This is a genomic window from Streptococcus mitis, assembly GCF_003942865.1.
GTDB classification, from domain to species: domain Bacteria; phylum Bacillota; class Bacilli; order Lactobacillales; family Streptococcaceae; genus Streptococcus; species Streptococcus mitis_BI.
This window is the reverse complement of record NZ_RJNZ01000009.1, coordinates 36,769-54,364: the sequence shown is the minus strand read 5'-3', so window position 1 is coordinate 54,364 and position 17,596 is coordinate 36,769. Positions and strand designations below refer to the sequence as shown.

Annotated in this window: 20 protein-coding genes; 6 read left to right on the top strand and 14 right to left on the bottom strand. The window is 40.5% G+C overall.

Features of this window, described 5'->3' with window-relative positions:
* Positions 1-8 precede the first annotated feature (8 nt).
* From D8845_RS07065 to glmU, 6 genes are all read right to left on the bottom strand, one after another.
* Positions 9-599 carry a 3'-5' exonuclease gene (locus D8845_RS07065; protein ID WP_125452961.1) on the bottom strand — a complete coding sequence of 197 codons (591 nt, stop codon included), beginning with the start codon at positions 597-599 and terminating at the stop codon, positions 9-11.
* Between the two features lie 98 nt (positions 600-697).
* Positions 698-1,189: a chromosome segregation protein RocS gene (gene rocS / locus D8845_RS07060; protein WP_000021242.1), complete on the bottom strand. Its 492-nt coding sequence runs from the start codon at positions 1,187-1,189 to the stop codon at positions 698-700.
* Between the two features lie 76 nt (positions 1,190-1,265).
* The gene (locus D8845_RS07055; protein ID WP_125452960.1) at positions 1,266-1,958 is read right to left on the bottom strand and encodes a 5'-methylthioadenosine/adenosylhomocysteine nucleosidase; all 693 of its coding nucleotides are present in this window, start codon (positions 1,956-1,958) and stop codon (positions 1,266-1,268) included.
* 16 nt (positions 1,959-1,974) lie between these two features.
* Complete coding sequence (macP, locus tag D8845_RS07050) at positions 1,975-2,286, bottom strand: cell wall synthase accessory phosphoprotein MacP (protein WP_125452959.1); 312 nt, start codon at positions 2,284-2,286, stop codon at positions 1,975-1,977.
* Positions 2,287-2,297: 11 nt separating this feature from the next.
* Positions 2,298-2,843, bottom strand: a complete 546-nt coding sequence (locus D8845_RS07045) for an NUDIX hydrolase (RefSeq protein ID WP_125452958.1) — start codon at positions 2,841-2,843, stop codon at positions 2,298-2,300.
* A 9-nt stretch (positions 2,844-2,852) separates the two neighbouring features.
* On the bottom strand, positions 2,853-4,232 hold the full coding sequence (gene glmU, locus D8845_RS07040) for a bifunctional UDP-N-acetylglucosamine diphosphorylase/glucosamine-1-phosphate N-acetyltransferase GlmU (protein WP_125393593.1): 1,380 nt from the start codon (positions 4,230-4,232) through the stop codon (positions 2,853-2,855).
* Between the two features lie 154 nt (positions 4,233-4,386).
* Here glmU and D8845_RS07035 point away from each other — a divergent pair, with 154 nt between their 5' ends.
* From D8845_RS07035 to lysS, 5 genes are all read left to right on the top strand, one after another.
* A complete protein-coding gene (locus tag D8845_RS07035; protein WP_125452957.1) occupies positions 4,387-5,187 on the top strand; it encodes a glycoside hydrolase family 25 protein in 801 nt (266 codons plus the stop codon).
* 94 nt (positions 5,188-5,281) lie between these two features.
* Complete coding sequence (locus D8845_RS07030; protein ID WP_125452956.1) at positions 5,282-6,124, top strand: DUF368 domain-containing protein; 843 nt, start codon at positions 5,282-5,284, stop codon at positions 6,122-6,124.
* A complete protein-coding gene (locus D8845_RS07025) occupies positions 6,124-6,609 on the top strand; it encodes an aminoacyl-tRNA deacylase (RefSeq protein WP_125452955.1) in 486 nt (161 codons plus the stop codon). Before D8845_RS07030 ends, D8845_RS07025 begins: the two co-directional genes overlap by 1 nt.
* Positions 6,606-7,223 (top strand): histidine phosphatase family protein, encoded by a 618-nt coding sequence (locus D8845_RS07020; protein ID WP_125452954.1) that lies wholly within the window; start codon positions 6,606-6,608, stop codon positions 7,221-7,223. Before D8845_RS07025 ends, D8845_RS07020 begins: the two co-directional genes overlap by 4 nt.
* Before the next feature lie 137 nt (positions 7,224-7,360).
* The gene (lysS, locus tag D8845_RS07015) at positions 7,361-8,851 is read left to right on the top strand and encodes a lysine--tRNA ligase (RefSeq protein WP_125452953.1); all 1,491 of its coding nucleotides are present in this window, start codon (positions 7,361-7,363) and stop codon (positions 8,849-8,851) included.
* Between the two features lie 61 nt (positions 8,852-8,912).
* On the opposite strand, the gene D8845_RS07010 is transcribed toward lysS, so the two are convergent.
* The 5 genes from D8845_RS07010 to D8845_RS06990 all read right to left on the bottom strand — a co-directional run bounded on the left by D8845_RS07010 (position 8,913) and on the right by D8845_RS06990 (position 13,573).
* A complete protein-coding gene (locus tag D8845_RS07010) occupies positions 8,913-9,752 on the bottom strand; it encodes an amino acid ABC transporter substrate-binding protein (RefSeq protein WP_125452952.1) in 840 nt (279 codons plus the stop codon).
* Positions 9,753-9,761: 9 nt separating this feature from the next.
* Positions 9,762-10,391 (bottom strand): amino acid ABC transporter ATP-binding protein, encoded by a 630-nt coding sequence (locus D8845_RS07005; RefSeq protein ID WP_125452951.1) that lies wholly within the window; start codon positions 10,389-10,391, stop codon positions 9,762-9,764.
* 9 nt (positions 10,392-10,400) lie between these two features.
* The gene (locus tag D8845_RS07000) at positions 10,401-11,042 is read right to left on the bottom strand and encodes an amino acid ABC transporter permease (protein ID WP_033687139.1); all 642 of its coding nucleotides are present in this window, start codon (positions 11,040-11,042) and stop codon (positions 10,401-10,403) included.
* Positions 11,043-11,181: 139 nt separating this feature from the next.
* Positions 11,182-12,417 (bottom strand): tetratricopeptide repeat protein, encoded by a 1,236-nt coding sequence (locus tag D8845_RS06995; RefSeq protein ID WP_185757421.1) that lies wholly within the window; start codon positions 12,415-12,417, stop codon positions 11,182-11,184.
* A complete protein-coding gene (locus D8845_RS06990; RefSeq protein ID WP_125452950.1) occupies positions 12,407-13,573 on the bottom strand; it encodes an AI-2E family transporter in 1,167 nt (388 codons plus the stop codon). Before D8845_RS06990 ends, D8845_RS06995 begins: the two co-directional genes overlap by 11 nt.
* 153 nt (positions 13,574-13,726) lie before the next feature.
* Here D8845_RS06990 and D8845_RS06985 point away from each other — a divergent pair, with 153 nt between their 5' ends.
* Positions 13,727-14,740 carry a lactonase family protein gene (locus D8845_RS06985; RefSeq protein ID WP_125452949.1) on the top strand — a complete coding sequence of 338 codons (1,014 nt, stop codon included), beginning with the start codon at positions 13,727-13,729 and terminating at the stop codon, positions 14,738-14,740.
* Between the two features lie 44 nt (positions 14,741-14,784).
* Here D8845_RS06985 and D8845_RS06980 read toward each other — a convergent pair whose 3' ends face one another.
* The 3 genes from D8845_RS06980 to D8845_RS06970 form a co-directional block, all read right to left on the bottom strand.
* The gene (locus D8845_RS06980; RefSeq protein WP_125452948.1) at positions 14,785-15,204 is read right to left on the bottom strand and encodes a F0F1 ATP synthase subunit epsilon; all 420 of its coding nucleotides are present in this window, start codon (positions 15,202-15,204) and stop codon (positions 14,785-14,787) included.
* Between the two features lie 10 nt (positions 15,205-15,214).
* A complete protein-coding gene (gene atpD, locus D8845_RS06975) occupies positions 15,215-16,621 on the bottom strand; it encodes a F0F1 ATP synthase subunit beta (protein ID WP_000094357.1) in 1,407 nt (468 codons plus the stop codon).
* Between the two features lie 85 nt (positions 16,622-16,706).
* On the bottom strand, positions 16,707-17,585 hold the full coding sequence (locus D8845_RS06970; RefSeq protein WP_000301224.1) for a F0F1 ATP synthase subunit gamma: 879 nt from the start codon (positions 17,583-17,585) through the stop codon (positions 16,707-16,709).
* Between the last annotated feature and the right edge of the window lie 11 nt (positions 17,586-17,596).

Genomic DNA, 17,596 nt, shown 5'->3' with positions numbered 1-17,596 from the left:
AGGCACTCCTAGTCAAATAATTGAGACAAATCCAAGCCTCCAAAAGGATTATTCGAGAGGCTACTTTCTGCCCCTAACAATTCTCTAGCTTGGTCTGACTCTAGAAAGGACTCGTAAACACGCGCTGTCATACGTGCATCCTCTAGACTATTATGAGACTGACCTTGAAATCCAAGAAATGAGGCAACAGTTTGCAATTTGAGATTGGCAATGCCATGTAAATCTGAACTACGACGTTCAAAGGCTTCATCATATAGATCCACCTTATACTGTTGGCTATAATCTAAACCATGCTCTGCTAGAATAGGCAAATCACTTTTAGCAGCATTGTATCCAACCATCGGCAAAGCACCCACAAAATCTTGGAATTCTTTTATGACTTCCTCCACTGGAGGGGCATCTTTTAAGGTCTCAGCTGTAATCCCAGTCAAACCATTGATAAAACTCTTTAGAGGCACGCTAGTATGAACATAGGAATCATAGGCATCGATTTCCTGACCATCTCTAAAACGCACTGCCGATACTTGAATCAGGTGTGTTTGCCCTTCATGCTGATTAAATTCTAAATCGAAAGCAATGTAATCTTCTAATCGTTCCATTCTATACTTCTCCCATACGGTTATTTTACTTGAGCAACTATACTATTTAGAAATAAAAGAAGCCATCAGGTTAGCATGTAACCTAAACAGCTCCTTGATTATCCTCCAAATAAACGAGCAAAAAAGCCTTTCTTAGTGGATTGGACTTCTTCTTTTGCTTGGTCTAGCTCTAGCTTAAGATTTTCTTGATCCTTCATGGCTTGAAGGGTCAATTGTTGCTGCTGATCGAGTTGTTTGTCTTTCTCAGCAATCTGACGGTCTTTGATACGCATCTGCTCGTCTTTTTCTGATAACTGACGATCCTTGGCTTTTAATTGTTCATAGAGACGGAGAATTTCTGCATTCTTCTCATCAACTAGAATCTCCATCAGTTCACGTTGCTTGACATCTTCACTGACAGGCTCATCTTCAAAAATCGTTTTTTTATAGATTTCTTCTAGCTTAATCAAGCCACTTCTGGTAACGACTGTTACCCCTTTGTCATTTTTATCTGTGTCTTCTTCTGGTAATTCTTTGACACGGTTATTGATTGCTTGGCGAGATAATCCTAAGACCTCTGCAATCTCACTGACGGTCATTTCAATACTCATAATATCCTCTGAAACGTTTTCTAGCTTTTCTTTACTTAAATCTTATCATAAGCTAGAAAAACTGTCAAATTTCCGCTTAATCTAAAGCCTTCAAAAAGGCTAACAAGACTTGGGCAGAGCGACGTCCAGCTTCGATAATAAACTCATCAAAAGAGATGTTTGCTTCATGGTTGGCATTGTCACTCATAGCTCGAATGACTAAAACTGGAAGATTAAGGGCATGCGCTGCCTGAGCAATCGCTGCCCCCTCCATCTCAACAGCTAAAACTTCTGGGAAATGGGACTTAATCGCTTCTATCTTGTCATTTCCTGCAACAAAACTATCTCCTGTAGCAATCAAACCAAGATGCCAGTTCTGGTCCAATTGAGATAGACTCTCTTGAATTTTAGCAACAAAGGTTTTATCTGATTCAAAATAAAGCGGTTGTTGCGCCATTTGTCCATAAGCATAGCCAAAAGCTGTAACATCCACGTCATGATAGGCTAATTTGTCAGCAATCACAACATCTCCAACAGCAATACCTTCTGCTACTGCCCCAGCTGATCCCGTATTAATCACAGCATCCACTTGGAAATGATCAGCCAAAATCGCCACACTCATAGCAGACATGACCTTACCAATTCCACTTTCTACAAGAACTACTTCATGAGAGGCAAGGTTTCCTGTATGATAGGTATTGCCTAAAACAACTTGCTCCTGGGCATTGTCTAAATGCTGGACCAAATAAGCTAGTTCTTCTGGCATAGCTGCAATAATTCCTATTTTCATTTCAATTCCTTTTCTATTACAAAAGTTTCATTGCTAAGACAAGCAAAATCAAGAGAAAGATGACTGCAAATAAAATCTTATTTAACTTAGAATTGAAGACATTTCTCTTAGTATTTTCAATGCGACGGCTTTTATGAATAGACGGTTCGACCTGAATCTTTAAGGTTTCCTGACTAAATCCATGATCCTTAGGATTGGCATAACCAAAACGGGAAGAAGAGGTTGGTAAAATCTTAGTCTCCTCATCATCTAGCAAAGGAGGACCTGAAATTTTTTCGCCTCTATTAGCTCTTTCGATTATTTCATCCGTTAATAAAGGTTTACCCATACTGACCTCCTCTATTTTTTCTGCAATTCCCAATACTGAACAGCCATAATTGTCTTGGCATCACAGATATGACCTAATTTGATTAATTCCTTAGCTTCTTCTAAACTAACTTCAAGGACTTCCAAGGTTTCATCCTCATCCTGCGAACGCGGATTTTCCACCTTTGTCAAATCGCTTGCTAGGTATAGTTTTAACTTTTCATTACAAAAGCCAATGGCTGAGTAAAAATCGTACAAGAGTTCTAATTTCCCTGTATAGGCTGTTTCTTCCTCTAATTCACGCAGGGCTGCTGCGACAGTGTCTGTATTTTCTCCTACTTCCAGTTTTCCAGCTGGAATTTCGTAAGAGACAGCCTCGATGGCTTTGCGGTACTGCTTGACCAAGATGAGTTTTTGTTCATCCGTTACGGCTAAAACACAAACAGCCCCATTGTGGAAAATCAAATCCCGTTGGGCAGTTCCTTTACCTTCTGGTAATTCAACCTGATCTTGGACCAGTTTAAATATTGGTCCTTGATAGATTTCTTTTCTGCTAAGTGTTTTTTCTTCAAATTCCATGATAGGCTCCTACTGATTCTTAGGATGATGAGGAAGGCGTGTTGCATATTCGTCTTTATTAACCTGACGACCGCGACCAATCGCAATCGCATCTGCTGGCACGTCTTTAGTTATAGTTGAACCAGCACCAACGAGGGAATTGTCACCAAGTTCTACTGGCGCAATAATGGTTGAATTTGAACCAACAAAGACATTGTTGCCGATGACTGTCTTGTATTTGTTTTTGCCGTCATAGTTAACTGTAATGGTTCCAGCACCAAAATTAACCTTGCTACCCACTTCACAGTTTCCAATATAAGTCAAATGACCAGCCTTGGTATTCTCACCGATTGAAGAACCTTTCACCTCAACAAAGTTACCAATATGAACTTGGGCAGCTAGACTCGAACCTGGACGAATGTGGGCGTAAGGACCGACTGTTACACCGTCTGCAACACTACTTTCTTCAATCATAGAATTGGTAATGACAGCTCCTGCTCCGATAGTGCTATCCACCACATAAGTTCCATTTGTCAAAACAGTCTCAGCACCAATTTTCGTTTGCCCCTTCAAGGTAACGTTGGCTTCGATTTGAACTTCAGGCGCAATCTCAACATCAATATCGATATAAGTTGCTTCTGGATTGACAAAGCTAACACCATTGACCATATGCTGATGATTGATGCGACGACGCATAACTGACTCAGCTGTCGCAAGTGCCACACGGTCATTTACCCCAAGACTTTCATCAAAATCTTTCAAAGTATAAGCGCCAACTTTTTCACCAGCTTCACGGAAAATGCCAATGACATCTGTAATATAGTATTCACCTTGAGCGTTATTGGTATTGATATTTTTCAAAGCCTCAAACAAACGCTCATTGTTAAAGACGTAAGTTCCAGTGTTGATTTCCTTGATTTGTTTCTCAAAATCTGTGGCATCCTTCTGCTCAACAATGCGAAGAACTTCAGCATTATCATTACGAACAATTCGTCCATAGCCGAAAGGATTATTGGTTTCAGCAGTCAAAATAGTCGCTACATTCTTATGATTGATGTGGAAATCAATCAAGTTTTTCAAGCTTTCACCTGTGATTAAAGGAGTATCCCCTGCAATGACCAAGGTGTGACCTGACAAACCTTCTAGGATAGGCTCTGTCATCATAACTGCATGACCAGTCCCTAACTGTTCAGATTGAGTCACAAATTCTGTCTGTCCAGCCAAGACCTCTTCAACCAATTCCGCCTTGTGTCCGACAACGGTTACTGTTTTTTCAGGTTGGATAGCTCCCACACTACGGAAAACATGTTCCAACATAGAAATACCCGCAACCTTGTGCAAAACTTTTGGCAAATCAGATTTCATGCGAGTCCCTTTACCCGCTGCTAAAATAATGGCATAATTTGACATAATCTTCTCTTTTCTCTAGAAATTCCCTTTTATTATACCATATTTCAAATCATTCCGCGCTCTTGAATGAAAAAATGCTCTAAAGTCCTTTCTTAACCCATTTTTTGAGTATTTTTTTTGATTTTTTCTCATTTTTAAGGTAAAATTATGAGATATGAGAAAGAAAATAAATCCGCTTATTTTGTTTGGTTTTTTTGGGATTATGATTTTCATTTTAATCCTGAATCGCCCTCGTTTTGAGGACCATCCTGTAAAAACAAAGTCAAATATCGCGCAAGTAGAATCGCAAGCGCTACATAATATAGATAAACCGGTAATTGATGTTTCTGGTTGGCAACGTCCTGAGGAAATAAATTACGATACTCTGTCCCAAAACATTTCTGGAGCTATCGTTCGTGTCCATAGTGGCGCTCAGTCTTTAAAAGAAAACGATGCTTCCTTTGTTAATGGGGTAGATAAGGCCTTTAAAACCCATATCACTGAGTTTCAAAAACGAAATGTCCCAGTTGGTGTCTATGCCTTTGTAGCTGGAAAAAGTGTCCAAGAAATGGAAAAGGCCGCTGAAGTTTTTTATAACGCTTCATCGCCATACAGCCCTAGTTACTATTGGCTAGATGTGGAAGACAAAACCATGTCCAATATGAACGAAGGTGTTGAAGCCTTTCGTGCAAAACTAGAATCGCTAGGTGCAAAAAATATCGGAATCTACGTTGGAGTCTACTTCATGGAAGAACACAGTATTGATACAGACAAGTTTACGTCTGTTTGGATTCCTTCCTATGGTTCTGACTCAGGATTTTACGAAGCTACTCCTAAGACTGATTTAGATTACGACATTCACCAGTACACATCTAAAGGAAAAATTGCTGGCTTTGACCACGATTTGGACATCAACGTCATTTCTTCCTTAAAAAACAAAGAAGAAACCTTTAGAAAACTCTTTTTAAAACCTTAAAAGCATTTGTTTATCATTTGCTTTTTCTTTTTGTGTTTGATTGTGATACAATATAGTAAGGATTTTTTGAAATAGAAATAGTTGGAGGAACAATATGCTCTCATGGTTAGCACGTGTTATTAAAGGGATTGTCATTGCTCTTGGATTTATTCTACCGGGGATTTCCGGAGGGGTTCTAGCAGCAATCTTAGGAATTTATGAACGAATGATTGGCTTTCTGGCCCATCCCTTTAAGGACTTTAAAGAAAATGTTTTGTACTTTATTCCAGTTGCCATCGGTATGCTTTTGGGAATCGGCTTATTTTCCTACCCGATTGAATACCTGCTTGAAAATTATCAAGTCTTTGTCTTATGGAGCTTTGCGGGTGCCATCATTGGTACAGTTCCTAGCCTCCTCAAAGAATCAACTCGAGAATCTGACAGAGACAAGATTGATTTAGCTTGGTTCTGGACAACCTTTATCATTTCTGGACTAGGACTCTATGCCTTAAATTTTGTCGTTGGAACCTTGAGCGCCAGCTTTCTTAATTTCGTCCTAGCAGGTGCACTGCTGGCTCTTGGCGTATTAGTTCCTGGCCTCAGTCCATCAAACCTACTTTTGATTTTGGGTCTCTATGCTCCTATGTTGACTGGTTTTAAAACCTTTGACCTCTTGGGAACTTTCTTCCCGATTGGAATTGGTGCAGGTGCAACTCTCATCATTTTTTCAAAATTGATGGATTATGCCTTAAACAACTACCACTCACGCGTCTATCATTTCATCATCGGTATCGTCCTATCAAGTACCCTTTTGATCTTGATTCCAAATGCAGGAAATGCTGAAAGTATCCAATACACAGGCATTTCACTTGTCGGTTATGTCATCATCGCCTTCTTCTTTGCACTGGGAATCTGGCTTGGTATTTGGATGAGCCAATTGGAGGATAAGTATAAATAATGGCAAAAAAAGTTAAAATCAAAAAAACATTGGTTGAACAAATCCTATCTAAAGCAGGTATCCCACATCAGGGGATTCAAATCAATGCCTTGGAAGGTGAGCTTCCTCAAGATTATGAACGAGATCAGATTTTCAAAACCTTGGCTCTTTTGGGAGACAAGACAGGACCGATTATTGGAATTATCCCTATCACTCAACACTTGTCTGAAAAGAAACTAGCCAAAATTTCTGGCAATAAAAAAGTGAGCATGATTCCTCAAAAGGACTTGGAAAAAACAACTGGTTACATTCATGGAGCCAATAATCCTGTCGGAATTCGTCAGAAACACAATTACCCCATTTTTATCGATAAGATTGCTCTAGACTTGAATCAAATGATTGTCTCTGCAGGGGAAGTTGGTCACAGCATTATCGTTGCTCCCCAAGACTTAGCTAGCTTTGTAAAGGCTGACTTTGCAGATATCTTGGAGGACAACCAAGAATGAAACTCTACTTTGTCCGCCACGGTCGTACCCTCTGGAACCAGGAAGGACGCTTTCAAGGTGCTAGTGGAGATTCTCCCCTTCTTCCTGAATCCATTGAAACCCTAAAACAACTTGGCCAGTATATCAAGGATATTCCTTTCGATCAGATTTATTCAAGTGATTTACCTCGAGCGATCAAATCTGCTGAAATTATCCAAAATCAACTCCAGACCCCCTGTCCTTTAGAAAGTGTTCCTAATCTCCGTGAATGGCAGCTGGGGAAGTTGGAAGGTTTGAAAATTGCAACCTTGGAAGCAATTTACCCGCAACAAATCAAAGCTTTTCGATCTAATCTTTCTCAATTTGACACTCAAATGTTTGGAGCCGAATCCCTCTATAGCACCACGCAACGTACCATCCAATTTATCAAATCATTAAAAAATAGTCCAGCTGAGTGTATTCTAATTGTCGGCCACGGCGCTAATCTTACTGCTAGTCTTCGTACTCTTCTAGGTTATAAAGAGCCTCTTCTTCGTAAAGATGGCGGTCTAACAAATGCCAGCCTGACAATTCTAGAAACCCATGATTTTGAAACATTTACTCTCGATACTTGGAATGATACTTCCTATCAATAACAAAACTTGATTATAGCGTCAAGTTCTTTTTAGTTTTGAAAGATTATCCGTGAATTTCTTGGCTATTTATGATAAAATGAGAGTATCGCAAAAAATGACTCATCGTATTCAATTTTGAGTAAAACTAGGAGGATCCCATGTCAACAGAACATATGGAAGAACTAAATGACCAGCAGATCGTTCGCCGTGAAAAAATGGCTGCGCTTCGTGAACAAGGAATCGATCCTTTCGGAAAACGCTTTGAACGCACTGCAAATTCACAAGAATTAAAAGATAAATTTGCTGACCTTGATAAAGAACAATTACATGATAAAAACGAAACAGCTACTATCGCAGGACGCTTGGTAACCAAACGTGGTAAAGGTAAAGTAGGTTTTGCCCACCTTCAAGACCGCGAAGGTCAAATCCAGATTTACGTTCGTAAGGATGCTGTCGGTGAAGAAAACTATGAAATCTTCAAAAAAGCAGACCTTGGTGACTTCCTTGGTGTAGAAGGCGAAGTCATGCGTACAGATATGGGAGAACTCTCTATCAAGGCTACTCACATCACACACTTGTCTAAAGCACTTCGTCCACTTCCAGAGAAATTCCATGGTTTGACAGACGTTGAAACAATTTACCGTAAACGTTACCTTGACTTGATTTCTAACCGTGAAAGCTTCGAGCGTTTTGTCACTCGTTCAAAAATCATCTCTGAAATCCGTCGTTACCTTGACCAAAAAGGTTTCCTTGAAGTGGAAACACCTGTTCTTCACAACGAAGCTGGTGGTGCGGCGGCCCGTCCATTTATCACCCACCACAATGCCCAAAACATTGACATGGTGCTTCGTATCGCGACTGAGCTTCACTTGAAACGCCTTATCGTCGGTGGTATGGAAAGAGTCTATGAAATCGGACGTATCTTCCGTAACGAGGGAATGGATGCCACTCATAACCCTGAATTTACTTCTATCGAAGTCTACCAAGCTTATGCTGACTTCCAAGACATCATGGACTTGACTGAAGGCATTATCCAACACGCTGCTAAAGCTGTCAAAGGCGATGGTCCAGTTAACTATCAAGGTACTGAAATAAAAATCAATGAACCATTTAAGCGTGTTCACATGGTGGATGCTATCAAGGAAATTACTGGTGTCGATTTCTGGAAAGATATGACTTTGGAAGAAGCCAAAGCTATCGCAGCTGAGAAAAAAGTTCCAGTTGAGAAACACTACACTGAAGTTGGTCACATTATCAATGCCTTCTTTGAAGAGTTTGTTGAAGAAACATTGATCCAACCAACCTTTGTCTATGGGCATCCAGTAGCTGTATCTCCACTAGCTAAGAAGAATCCTGAAGACGAACGCTTTACTGACCGTTTTGAACTCTTCATCATGACTAAGGAGTACGGTAATGCCTTTACTGAGTTGAACGATCCAATCGACCAGCTTAGCCGTTTCGAAGCCCAAGCTAAAGCCAAAGAACTTGGTGACGATGAAGCGACAGGCATCGACTACGACTACATTGAAGCCCTTGAATACGGTATGCCTCCAACAGGTGGTTTGGGAATCGGTATCGACCGTCTCTGCATGCTCCTAACTGATACAACCACTATCCGTGATGTATTGCTCTTCCCAACAATGAAATAAACTCTTATCCTCTGGTACTTGCCAGAGGATTTTTTGATGCAAAAAGAGACTGAGGAAACACTCAATCTCTACTTTTCACCTCTTTCGTTGCCACATCTTCTCCAAACCATTTTTGGCTGATTTCCTGGAACTTTCCTTCTTGGTATAGTTCGATAAAGGCTTGGTTTAAAGCTTGTAGTAATCTTTTGTCAGCAGGTCTAACTCCGACCGCAAAGGATTCACTTTCAAATCCTGCTGGAAAAACATTGTAGTCATTTAATATACCCTCAGACTGGAGATAGTAATTAGCATACACTCGGTCAATCAACAAGGCATCAATCCGCTCATTTTTCAAATCAATCAAGGCCTCATTAAAACTCTGGTACTGATTAGCCTTCTGGTCTTTGACACGATTTTTCAGTAAATCTGGCTGGGCTTCAAAGTCGAAATAACCAGAGGAACCTGCTTGGGCTCCCAAGGTCTTATCCTTCATATCCTCTACTGAACGAATTTGCTGGCTTTTCTTCGCAACCAGAACTTGCTGATTTTCCATATATGGAATGCTAAAGGCAACCTTTTCTCGGCGTTCATCAGTGGCAGAATAACCATTCCAAATGGCATCTATGGTTCCATTTTGCAGTTCCGTCTCCTTCATATCCCAGTCGATTGGCTGAAATTGAACCTTGAAGCCTAATTTTTCAGAGACAGCTTGCGCTAAATCAATATCAAAGCCTGTATATTGGCCATTCTTTTCTTCAAAACCCATAGGTACAAAGGTATTGTCAAAACCAATAGTAATGGTCCCCTCCTCTTGATACTTATCCCAGTTATCCTGCTTTGGATCGCTAGCTTTCTGAGTACAAGCTGTTAAAAAGAGTGTCAGGAGAGAAACCAATACTAAAGCAATTTTCTTATTAGTCATCGGCACCTCCTACTTGGGTTCAACCTTGAGAATCTGATCTGCAATATTTTCCGCAAACTGTAAATCGTGGGTAACCACAATCTGGGTCATGCCAAGTTCCCTATTTTGCAAGATTAGCTTTTCCACTTCCAAGCGCAATTCTGGATCCAGGGCAGAAGTTGGTTCATCGTAGCCAATGATTTCTGGATCAATCATCATAGCACGCGCCAAGGCTACTCGCTGCTTTTGCCCACCAGATAATGAGAAGGGATAGGCATCTGCGTGCCCTGCTAGACCTAACTGTTCCAAAAGCCCTCGCGCCTTCTTCTCAGCCTCTTGCTGCTTTATTCCCATAGTTTTTACAGGTGATAAAGTCAAATTATCTAGAACTGATAAATGAGGAAAAAGTTGAAAATCTTGGAAGACAAATCCCAGTAAATTCCGCTTCTCCAATTCATCCAGTTCTAAAGGTTCTCCATTATAAAAGATTTGCCCTGAATCAATTGTTTCAAGACCTGCAAGCATACGTAAGAGAGTTGTCTTACCTCCACCAGAAGGTCCAACGATAGCCAGAATTTGCTTTTCAGGAATTTTTAGACTGAAATTGGACAGAATTTGCTTTTCACCAAAGCCCTTATTGATATTTCTTAATTCTAACATGGCAGCCTCCTATCTATAGTAACTGTATTTCTTCTCAACTTTTTTGGCAAGAATGGTTACAATACCAATCAAAATCAAGTAAATGGCTCCTGCCAAGAACATAGGGACCAAACTAGCATCACGGTTGGCAGCTGTTCGACTAGCCAAGATAAGATCTGAAATTCCTAGAGCATAGACCAAAGAGGTATCCTTGACCAAACTCATGACTTCATTAAAGACACTAGGAAGAACAATCTTAGTCACTTGGGGCAAGATAATATAGCGCACTGTGGCAAAGGGACTGAACTTCAAGACCTTAGCAGCCTCATATTGACCTTTAGGGATAGTATCAATCCCACCACGGAAAATTTCAGCAAAGTAAGCCGCATAATTTAGAACAAAGGCAATGATAGCCGCAGGAAGGCGATCCAAACGAATCCCAATACTTGGGAGCACATAATAGATAAAGATCAATTGCAAGAGCAAGGGTGTGCCTCGCATAATCCATATATAAATGTTAATCAAATGATGGAGGGGCTTCCAGTGGACTTGCAAGGCAAAGGCAATCAAAACGCCCAAGGGAATAGAAAAAATCAAGACCAGTGCAAAAACCTGTAAAGTCATGCTTGCACCGCTCAATAAACTCGGTAATATCTCAAACAAATAAGACATACTAACACCTCCTTAAAATAATTGTTCCTATTATAGCATACATAAACTAAATTACAACTATTTTTATAAAAAAATTACATGGTTAACAAAAATAAAAACTATATCTTTCAAAATTGATAAGATATAGCTTTAAATCATTTTATTCCTGTAATCTCTCAAACAATTCTTGCATTTGTACATCATCTGGAACTAGTTTTAAGTAAGTTTGTGCATTAACTTTTGCTTCCTCAAAATAACCCAATTCACGCAAGAGGTAGATATAGTGTTCCAGAAACTCTGGATTGTCCTTCAAATCTCTTACTAATTCTTGGTAATGCTCGTAGGCAGTATCCAAATCGTCCATTTCTTGATAGGAACGAGCAATCATCCACTTGGTCAAAAGATTTTCTGGCTCCTCACTTTGTAAGTCTAAAATATCCTCATAACGCTCTTGTTCTAAATAAATAGTAGCTAGACGGAGTAAGATTTCTTCCGTATCCTCAGCGTCTTCTTTTGCAGTAAGGAGATAATTTTCTGCACCACTAGCATCATGCAGTTCATAAGAGAATTGTGAAGCAGCTAGCAAGAGCCGAGTTTCAAAGGGATTTTTCTCCAAGCCCTGCTTAGCAATACGTAGTGCTTCTTGAACTTGATGTTCCTTATGTAAGGCCTGACTATACCCATACTCATAACCTTCAAAGTCAGGAGAAATAGTATCAATCTGCTTAAAGTAGAGGACAGCTTTTTGATATTCTTCTTGATCAAAGTAAAGACTGGCCAACTCAAAAGCTGTTAGGTCATCGTATTCTAACTCCAGGGCTTTTTCTAAAAACTCTGTGGCCGTTTCAAATTTCCCTAACTGAGCATAGGCAAAGCCAATCCGTTGATAGGTAGAAATACCTGTTTGCTCATAAACCGACCGATTATCTAACTGGGCATAGCCTTGAATAGCCTCTTGGTAATTTTCCAACTCACTATCCAACTCTGCCAAGCCCAATATCAATAGAGGATCCTCTGAATAAGTCAGTGCTTCTAGCAACTTCTCACGCGCCACATCTGTCAAACCTTCCATCTGGTAAAGGTCTGCCTTTAGTGCCAAAGCCGACACATACCAGTCACTGTCAGCTTGGATTTCCTCTAGGTAGGTAAAGGCTTCTTCTATTTGACCATCTTCGCTAGCAATAGCCGCTAGATTAAGATGAACCTCTGGAAAGTCCTCTACGATTTTCAGGTAAATTTCCTTGGCCTGAGGATAAAAACCAATCCCTTCAAGATAAGTGGCTAATTCATAAAGAAGGTCACTTGGATCATTTTCTAAAGCTTTGACGAAATAGTGCTCTGCCTTGGTTAAATCTTGCTCCTCCAAAGCCTGTAACATCTGTTGACTATTGTTCACTCTTGACTTCCTCTCCCTCTAGTTCATATAATCCACTGACTACCTTATACCATTCGAAAATGGCTGAAATGACAACCTTAGCAGAGGCATAAACTGGAATACCGAGTAAGACTCCCCAAATACCAAACATGGATCCTGAAGTTAACAAGACAAAGAGAACATTAATAGGATGGATGTTTAATTGACTTCCCAAAATCAGTGGCGAAACAAAACGGCCTTCAATAGTTTGTTCTACGATAAAGACAATCACCACTTTTAAAAGCATGACTGGCCCAGCAATCAAGCCCAATACTAGGGCAGGAAGCATGGCTAAGAAGCTACCCAAATAAGGAACCAGATTTAAAATACCAGCAGTAACACCCAACGTAACTGCATAGCGTAAACCGATAATCTTGAAGAAGATGATAAACATTACTGCTACAATAATAGCCACTGTTACTTGCCCTCTAACATAGTTGGACAACTGTTGATTCACATCTGACAAAACCTGTCCTACAGGTTCCTTCAATTTCGTCGGCATGAATTGGGTTAAATAGTTACGCAAACCTTTCCCATCACGCAAGAGATAAAAGAGCATGAAAGGAACGATAATCAAGGCTACAATCACTTGAGAAGCTCCGCTAATAAAGGCGCTCACCCAGTTGACTGCTTGTGAAGAAACTTTACTTGCCCAAACTGTAGCCTGACTTGAAAAGTTTGTCAAAACTTGCTCTAACTGAGGTCTGAAATCATCTGGTAAACGCTTGGTTACCAAATCGTCAATAACCCTGTCAGCATCTTCAAGGTAGACTGGAACATTCCTTGCAAATGATAAAACTTGACGTTGCAGATTTGGAATAGCTACTGCCAAGCCCCAAATGATAAAGAGAGCGATAATCACAAAGACAATACTGATGGCTATGACCCGATTAATCCTATGCTTCTCTATCCAATCAACAATAGGATTCAACAAATAATATAGCAGGCCAGATAGAATGACTGGTAACATCACAACTGCCAAAAAGTCTAAAACAGGTGAAAATAGAAAACTAATCTTACTTAAAATAAAAAGATTCAGTCCCAATAATAAGGTTACCAAAAATACCGTAATTGCCTTGTTGTCCAAAAACCACTTGAAAAACCAAGATAGGCTAAAATGTTTCTCTTTTTGTTCCATAAATAATTCCTTTCTGTCATTCTTTCATTATACCATTTTTAGATCAAAATAACTCTTTTTTAAAGTGCTTACATACCATTGAATTGTACCGCATATCATATTGTGAATCTATTTTGTGATATAATAGTATTATCTTTATAAAGAGGTATAGTCATGAAAGAAACTGTTTATTTTGGAACTTACACACGTCGTACTTCCCAAGGGATTTACAAGGCAGACTTTGATACAGAAACTGGTCAGCTTTCAAATCTAGAACTTTTTGCAGCTGAGCCAAGTCCAACCTACCTTGCCTTTGACCAGCACCAACATCTATACACTGTTGGTAGTCAAGACAATAAGGGGGGTATTGCAGCCTATCAAACTGATGGGACTTTATTAAATCATGTCGTTGAAGAAGGAGCTCCCCACTGTTATGTTGCCGTTGATGAAAAGCGTGATTTGGTCTATGCCGCCAACTACCACAAGGGACAGGTCCTTGTTTATAAACGTCAGGAAGATGGTCGTCTTCTACTTAGTGATGTTGATCAACACAGTGGCCAAGGTCCACATGAAAATCAAGCTTCTCCCCATGTTCACTTTACAGATTTAACACCTGACCACTATCTAGTGACCTGCGACTTGGGTACTGACCAAGTAATTACTTATGATCTTGATCCAGAAGGAAAATTATCTAAGCTCTATACCTATCATAGCCAGCCAGGAGCAGGCTCACGGCATATTATTTTCCATAACCATTATAAAATTGCTTATCTCATTTGTGAACTCAATAGCACTATCGAGGTTCTAATCTACGATGGTGTTGGCGAATTTGAGCGCATGCAAGTCATTTCAACTCTACCAGACGGTTATGAAGGCTTTAATGGTACTGCTGCTATTCGTCTCTCTAAAGATGGTAAATACCTCTACGCTTCTAACCGTGGTCATGATTCTATTGCAGTTTATACAATTCTTGCGGACGGTAGCTTAGAGTTGTTAGAAATCGTTCCGACACATGGTCAGACTCCACGTGATTTTGATTTGACACCGGATCAAGAATTTGTCATTGCTGTCCATCAGGACTCTGACAATGCAACCGTCTTTAAACGCAACCCTGAAACTGGTCGTCTAGCAGAACTTTCTAACAACTTCCATGTACCAGAAGCAGTCTGCATCAGTTTTGCCCCTTAAGAAAACATAAAAAATGAACTTGGTAACTCAAGTTCATTTTTTTCTTATAGTCTATTTCCGACATTAATCCGGTTAATGGCACGTTGCAGTGCAATCTTCGCACGACGTTCTTGGTCAATCAAGTGTTTGTCTTGTGCTTCTTCAATTTCACGCTCTGCTCGAAGTTTGGCACGTTCTGCACGACTAACGTCGATATCACGAGCACGTTCTGCAGAGTCAGCAACAATTGTGATAACGCCATTGGCAACTTCGATAACACCTCCGTTTACTGCAATCCAGTTCACGTGATCTTCATCATCAATACGTTTTACCTTTACTTCATCAACTGCTAAAACCGCAATCATATTTTCATGTCGTGGCAAGATCCCCATCTCACCATCCAGAGTTCGAACCGATACATAGCTGGCATGGTGATCATAGACGAGACCATCTGGTGTCACGATCTGGACAGTTAACTGAGCCATAGATCACCTCTTAAAATCCCATTTTTTCAGCTTTTGCAATCACATCTTCGATAGAACCAACCCCACGGAAGGCATCTTCTGGCAAGTGATCGTGTTTACCATCAAGGATTTCCTTAAAGCCACGTACAGTTTCAGCAACTGGAACATAAGAACCAGGCTGGCCAGTAAATTGTTCAGCAACATTGAAGTTTTGTGACAAGAAGAACTGGATACGACGAGCACGAGCAACCAAGGTCTTTTCTTCATCAGAAAGCTCATCCATACCAAGGATGGCAATGATATCTTGCAATTCATGATAACGTTGAAGAACACGTTTTACTTCAGCAGCAACTGCATAGTGCTCTTCTCCAACGATTTCAGGTGCCAAGGCACGTGAGCTTGAAGCAAGTGGGTCAACGGCTGGGTAGATACCCAATTGTACCAACTTACGTTCCAAGTTAGTTGTTGAATCCAAGTGGGCGAAGGCTGTTGCTGGCGCTGGGTCAGTATAGTCATCAGCTGGCACATAGATAGCCTGGATAGAGGTTACAGAACCCTTTTTAGTTGATGTAATACGCTCTTGCAATTGACCCATTTCCGTAGCAAGTGTTGGTTGGTAACCAACGGCTGACGGCATACGACCCAAAAGGGCAGATACTTCTGAACCAGCCTGAGTGAAACGGAAGATATTATCGATAAAGAGAAGCACGTCTTGGCCTTCTACATCACGGAAGTATTCGGCGATTGTCAAACCAGTAAGGGCAACACGCATACGTGCTCCTGGTGGCTCATTCATCTGACCAAATACCATGGCTGTTTTCTCGATAACGCCTGATTCTTTCATTTCCCAGTAAAGGTCGTTCCCTTCACGAGTACGTTCCCCAACACCGGTAAATACTGAAATACCACCGTGTTCTTGGGCAATGTTGTGAATCAATTCTTGGATTAAGACGGTTTTACCAACTCCGGCACCACCGAAAAGTCCAACCTTACCACCTTTTAGATAAGGGGCAAGAAGGTCGATAACCTTAATCCCTGTTTCAAGGATTTCAGAAGAGGTAGACAACTCATCAAAAGTTGGAGCTTTTTTATGAATTGGCTGACGCTCTGCATCTTCTGTAAAAGGAGCTTCCAAGTCAATGGTATCTCCCAAAACATTGAAGACACGTCCCAAAGTTTCTTTACCTACTGGTACAGAGATTGGACGACCTGTGTCCAATACTTCCATTCCACGAGTCAAACCATCTGTTGATTCCATGGCGATAGTACGGACCATACCATCTCCCAACTCCAAGGCTACTTCAAGGACGATTTTTGTTTTTCTTTCGTCATTTTTGTAGACGACAAGTGCATTGTTAATCTCAGGAAGTTTTTCCCCTGCTGCAAACAAGACGTCTACAACGGGACCGATAACCTGAGCAATTTTACCTGAACTCATCTCCTTCTCCTATTCTATATAAGATACTGTCGGTCCCTAGCTTAACTAGGTCCTAAGTTCATTTTCATACGAGCTGGACTAGTGCCTATTCTAAGGCACTAGCTCCTGCTACGATTTCTGTAATTTCTTGTGTAATCGCCGCCTGTCTGGCACGGTTATACTGAATTGTCAAATCATTAATGACTTTCTTAGCATTATCTGTCGCTGTTTGCATGGCTGTCATACCTGCAGCATTTTCAGCTGTCTTAGCATCGATAATAGCACCATAAATCATACTTTCTGCAAACTGAGGCAACAACTGCTCCAAAATTTCTTCTCGGCTAGTTTCCAATTCAAAGGTCAAGCTGTAACTGTCATCTGCTTCATTTGGATCCAAGTCAACAATTGGAAGCATTTGTTCCACACGCATTTGACTGGTTAGCGTATTGACATGGTGGTTATAGCAGACATAGAGTTCATCAAAAAGTTCATTTTGATACATTTCAACAGTTTTTGAAATAATCTTACGGACTTCATCAAAGCTAGGTTGGTCTGCCAAGCCACGTAATTCATAAAGTGGTTGAATACCACGAGCCTTAAAGAAATCAGCTCCCATTCCACCAATACAGATCATTTCAAAACCTTTACCGTCTGGATGGTATTCCTCCTTCAACTCCATAACAGCTTTCAGAATAGAGGAATTATAACCTCCAACCAAACCTCGGTCTGAAGTAATGACGATATAGCCTGTCTTCTTAACTGGACGGCTAATCAACATCGGATTAGTTGAACTACCAGCTCCATTCCCATGAAGAATATCCGTCAAAAGTTTACGAACTTTCTGAGCATAAACTTGGAAGTTGCGAGCAGCTTCTTCAGAACGACCTAGCTTAGCAGCTGATACCATCTGCATGGCATTAGTGATTTGACTCGTATTTTTTGTTGAGGCGATTTTTGTTTTAATATCATTTAGAGATACTGCCATCTGACACCTCT

Excerpts from the sequence above, each read along its gene's own strand:
- D8845_RS07035 (WP_125452957.1), top strand. The coding sequence starts at position 4,387 with ATGAGAAAGAAAATAAATCCGCTTATTTTGTTTGGTTTTTTTGGGATT.
- D8845_RS07010 (WP_125452952.1), bottom strand. The coding sequence starts at position 9,752 with ATGACTAATAAGAAAATTGCTTTAGTATTGGTTTCTCTCCTGACACTC.
- atpD (WP_000094357.1), bottom strand. The coding sequence starts at position 16,621 with ATGAGTTCAGGTAAAATTGCTCAGGTTATCGGTCCCGTTGTAGACGTC.
- glmU (WP_125393593.1), bottom strand. The coding sequence starts at position 4,232 with ATGTCAAATTATGCCATTATTTTAGCAGCGGGTAAAGGGACTCGCATG.
- D8845_RS07000 (WP_033687139.1), bottom strand. The coding sequence starts at position 11,042 with ATGTCTTATTTGTTTGAGATATTACCGAGTTTATTGAGCGGTGCAAGC.
- D8845_RS07065 (WP_125452961.1), bottom strand. The coding sequence starts at position 599 with ATGGAACGATTAGAAGATTACATTGCTTTCGATTTAGAATTTAATCAG.
- D8845_RS07020 (WP_125452954.1), top strand. The coding sequence starts at position 6,606 with ATGAAACTCTACTTTGTCCGCCACGGTCGTACCCTCTGGAACCAGGAA.
- D8845_RS07025 (WP_125452955.1), top strand. The coding sequence starts at position 6,124 with ATGGCAAAAAAAGTTAAAATCAAAAAAACATTGGTTGAACAAATCCTA.
- D8845_RS06980 (WP_125452948.1), bottom strand. The coding sequence starts at position 15,204 with ATGGCTCAGTTAACTGTCCAGATCGTGACACCAGATGGTCTCGTCTAT.
- D8845_RS06985 (WP_125452949.1), top strand. The coding sequence starts at position 13,727 with ATGAAAGAAACTGTTTATTTTGGAACTTACACACGTCGTACTTCCCAA.
- rocS (WP_000021242.1), bottom strand. The coding sequence starts at position 1,189 with ATGAGTATTGAAATGACCGTCAGTGAGATTGCAGAGGTCTTAGGATTA.
- D8845_RS07045 (WP_125452958.1), bottom strand. The coding sequence starts at position 2,843 with ATGGAATTTGAAGAAAAAACACTTAGCAGAAAAGAAATCTATCAAGGA.
- D8845_RS07005 (WP_125452951.1), bottom strand. The coding sequence starts at position 10,391 with ATGTTAGAATTAAGAAATATCAATAAGGGCTTTGGTGAAAAGCAAATT.
- D8845_RS07055 (WP_125452960.1), bottom strand. The coding sequence starts at position 1,958 with ATGAAAATAGGAATTATTGCAGCTATGCCAGAAGAACTAGCTTATTTG.
- D8845_RS07030 (WP_125452956.1), top strand. The coding sequence starts at position 5,282 with ATGCTCTCATGGTTAGCACGTGTTATTAAAGGGATTGTCATTGCTCTT.
- D8845_RS06990 (WP_125452950.1), bottom strand. The coding sequence starts at position 13,573 with ATGGAACAAAAAGAGAAACATTTTAGCCTATCTTGGTTTTTCAAGTGG.
- macP (WP_125452959.1), bottom strand. The coding sequence starts at position 2,286 with ATGGGTAAACCTTTATTAACGGATGAAATAATCGAAAGAGCTAATAGA.
- D8845_RS06970 (WP_000301224.1), bottom strand. The coding sequence starts at position 17,585 with ATGGCAGTATCTCTAAATGATATTAAAACAAAAATCGCCTCAACAAAA.
- lysS (WP_125452953.1), top strand. The coding sequence starts at position 7,361 with ATGTCAACAGAACATATGGAAGAACTAAATGACCAGCAGATCGTTCGC.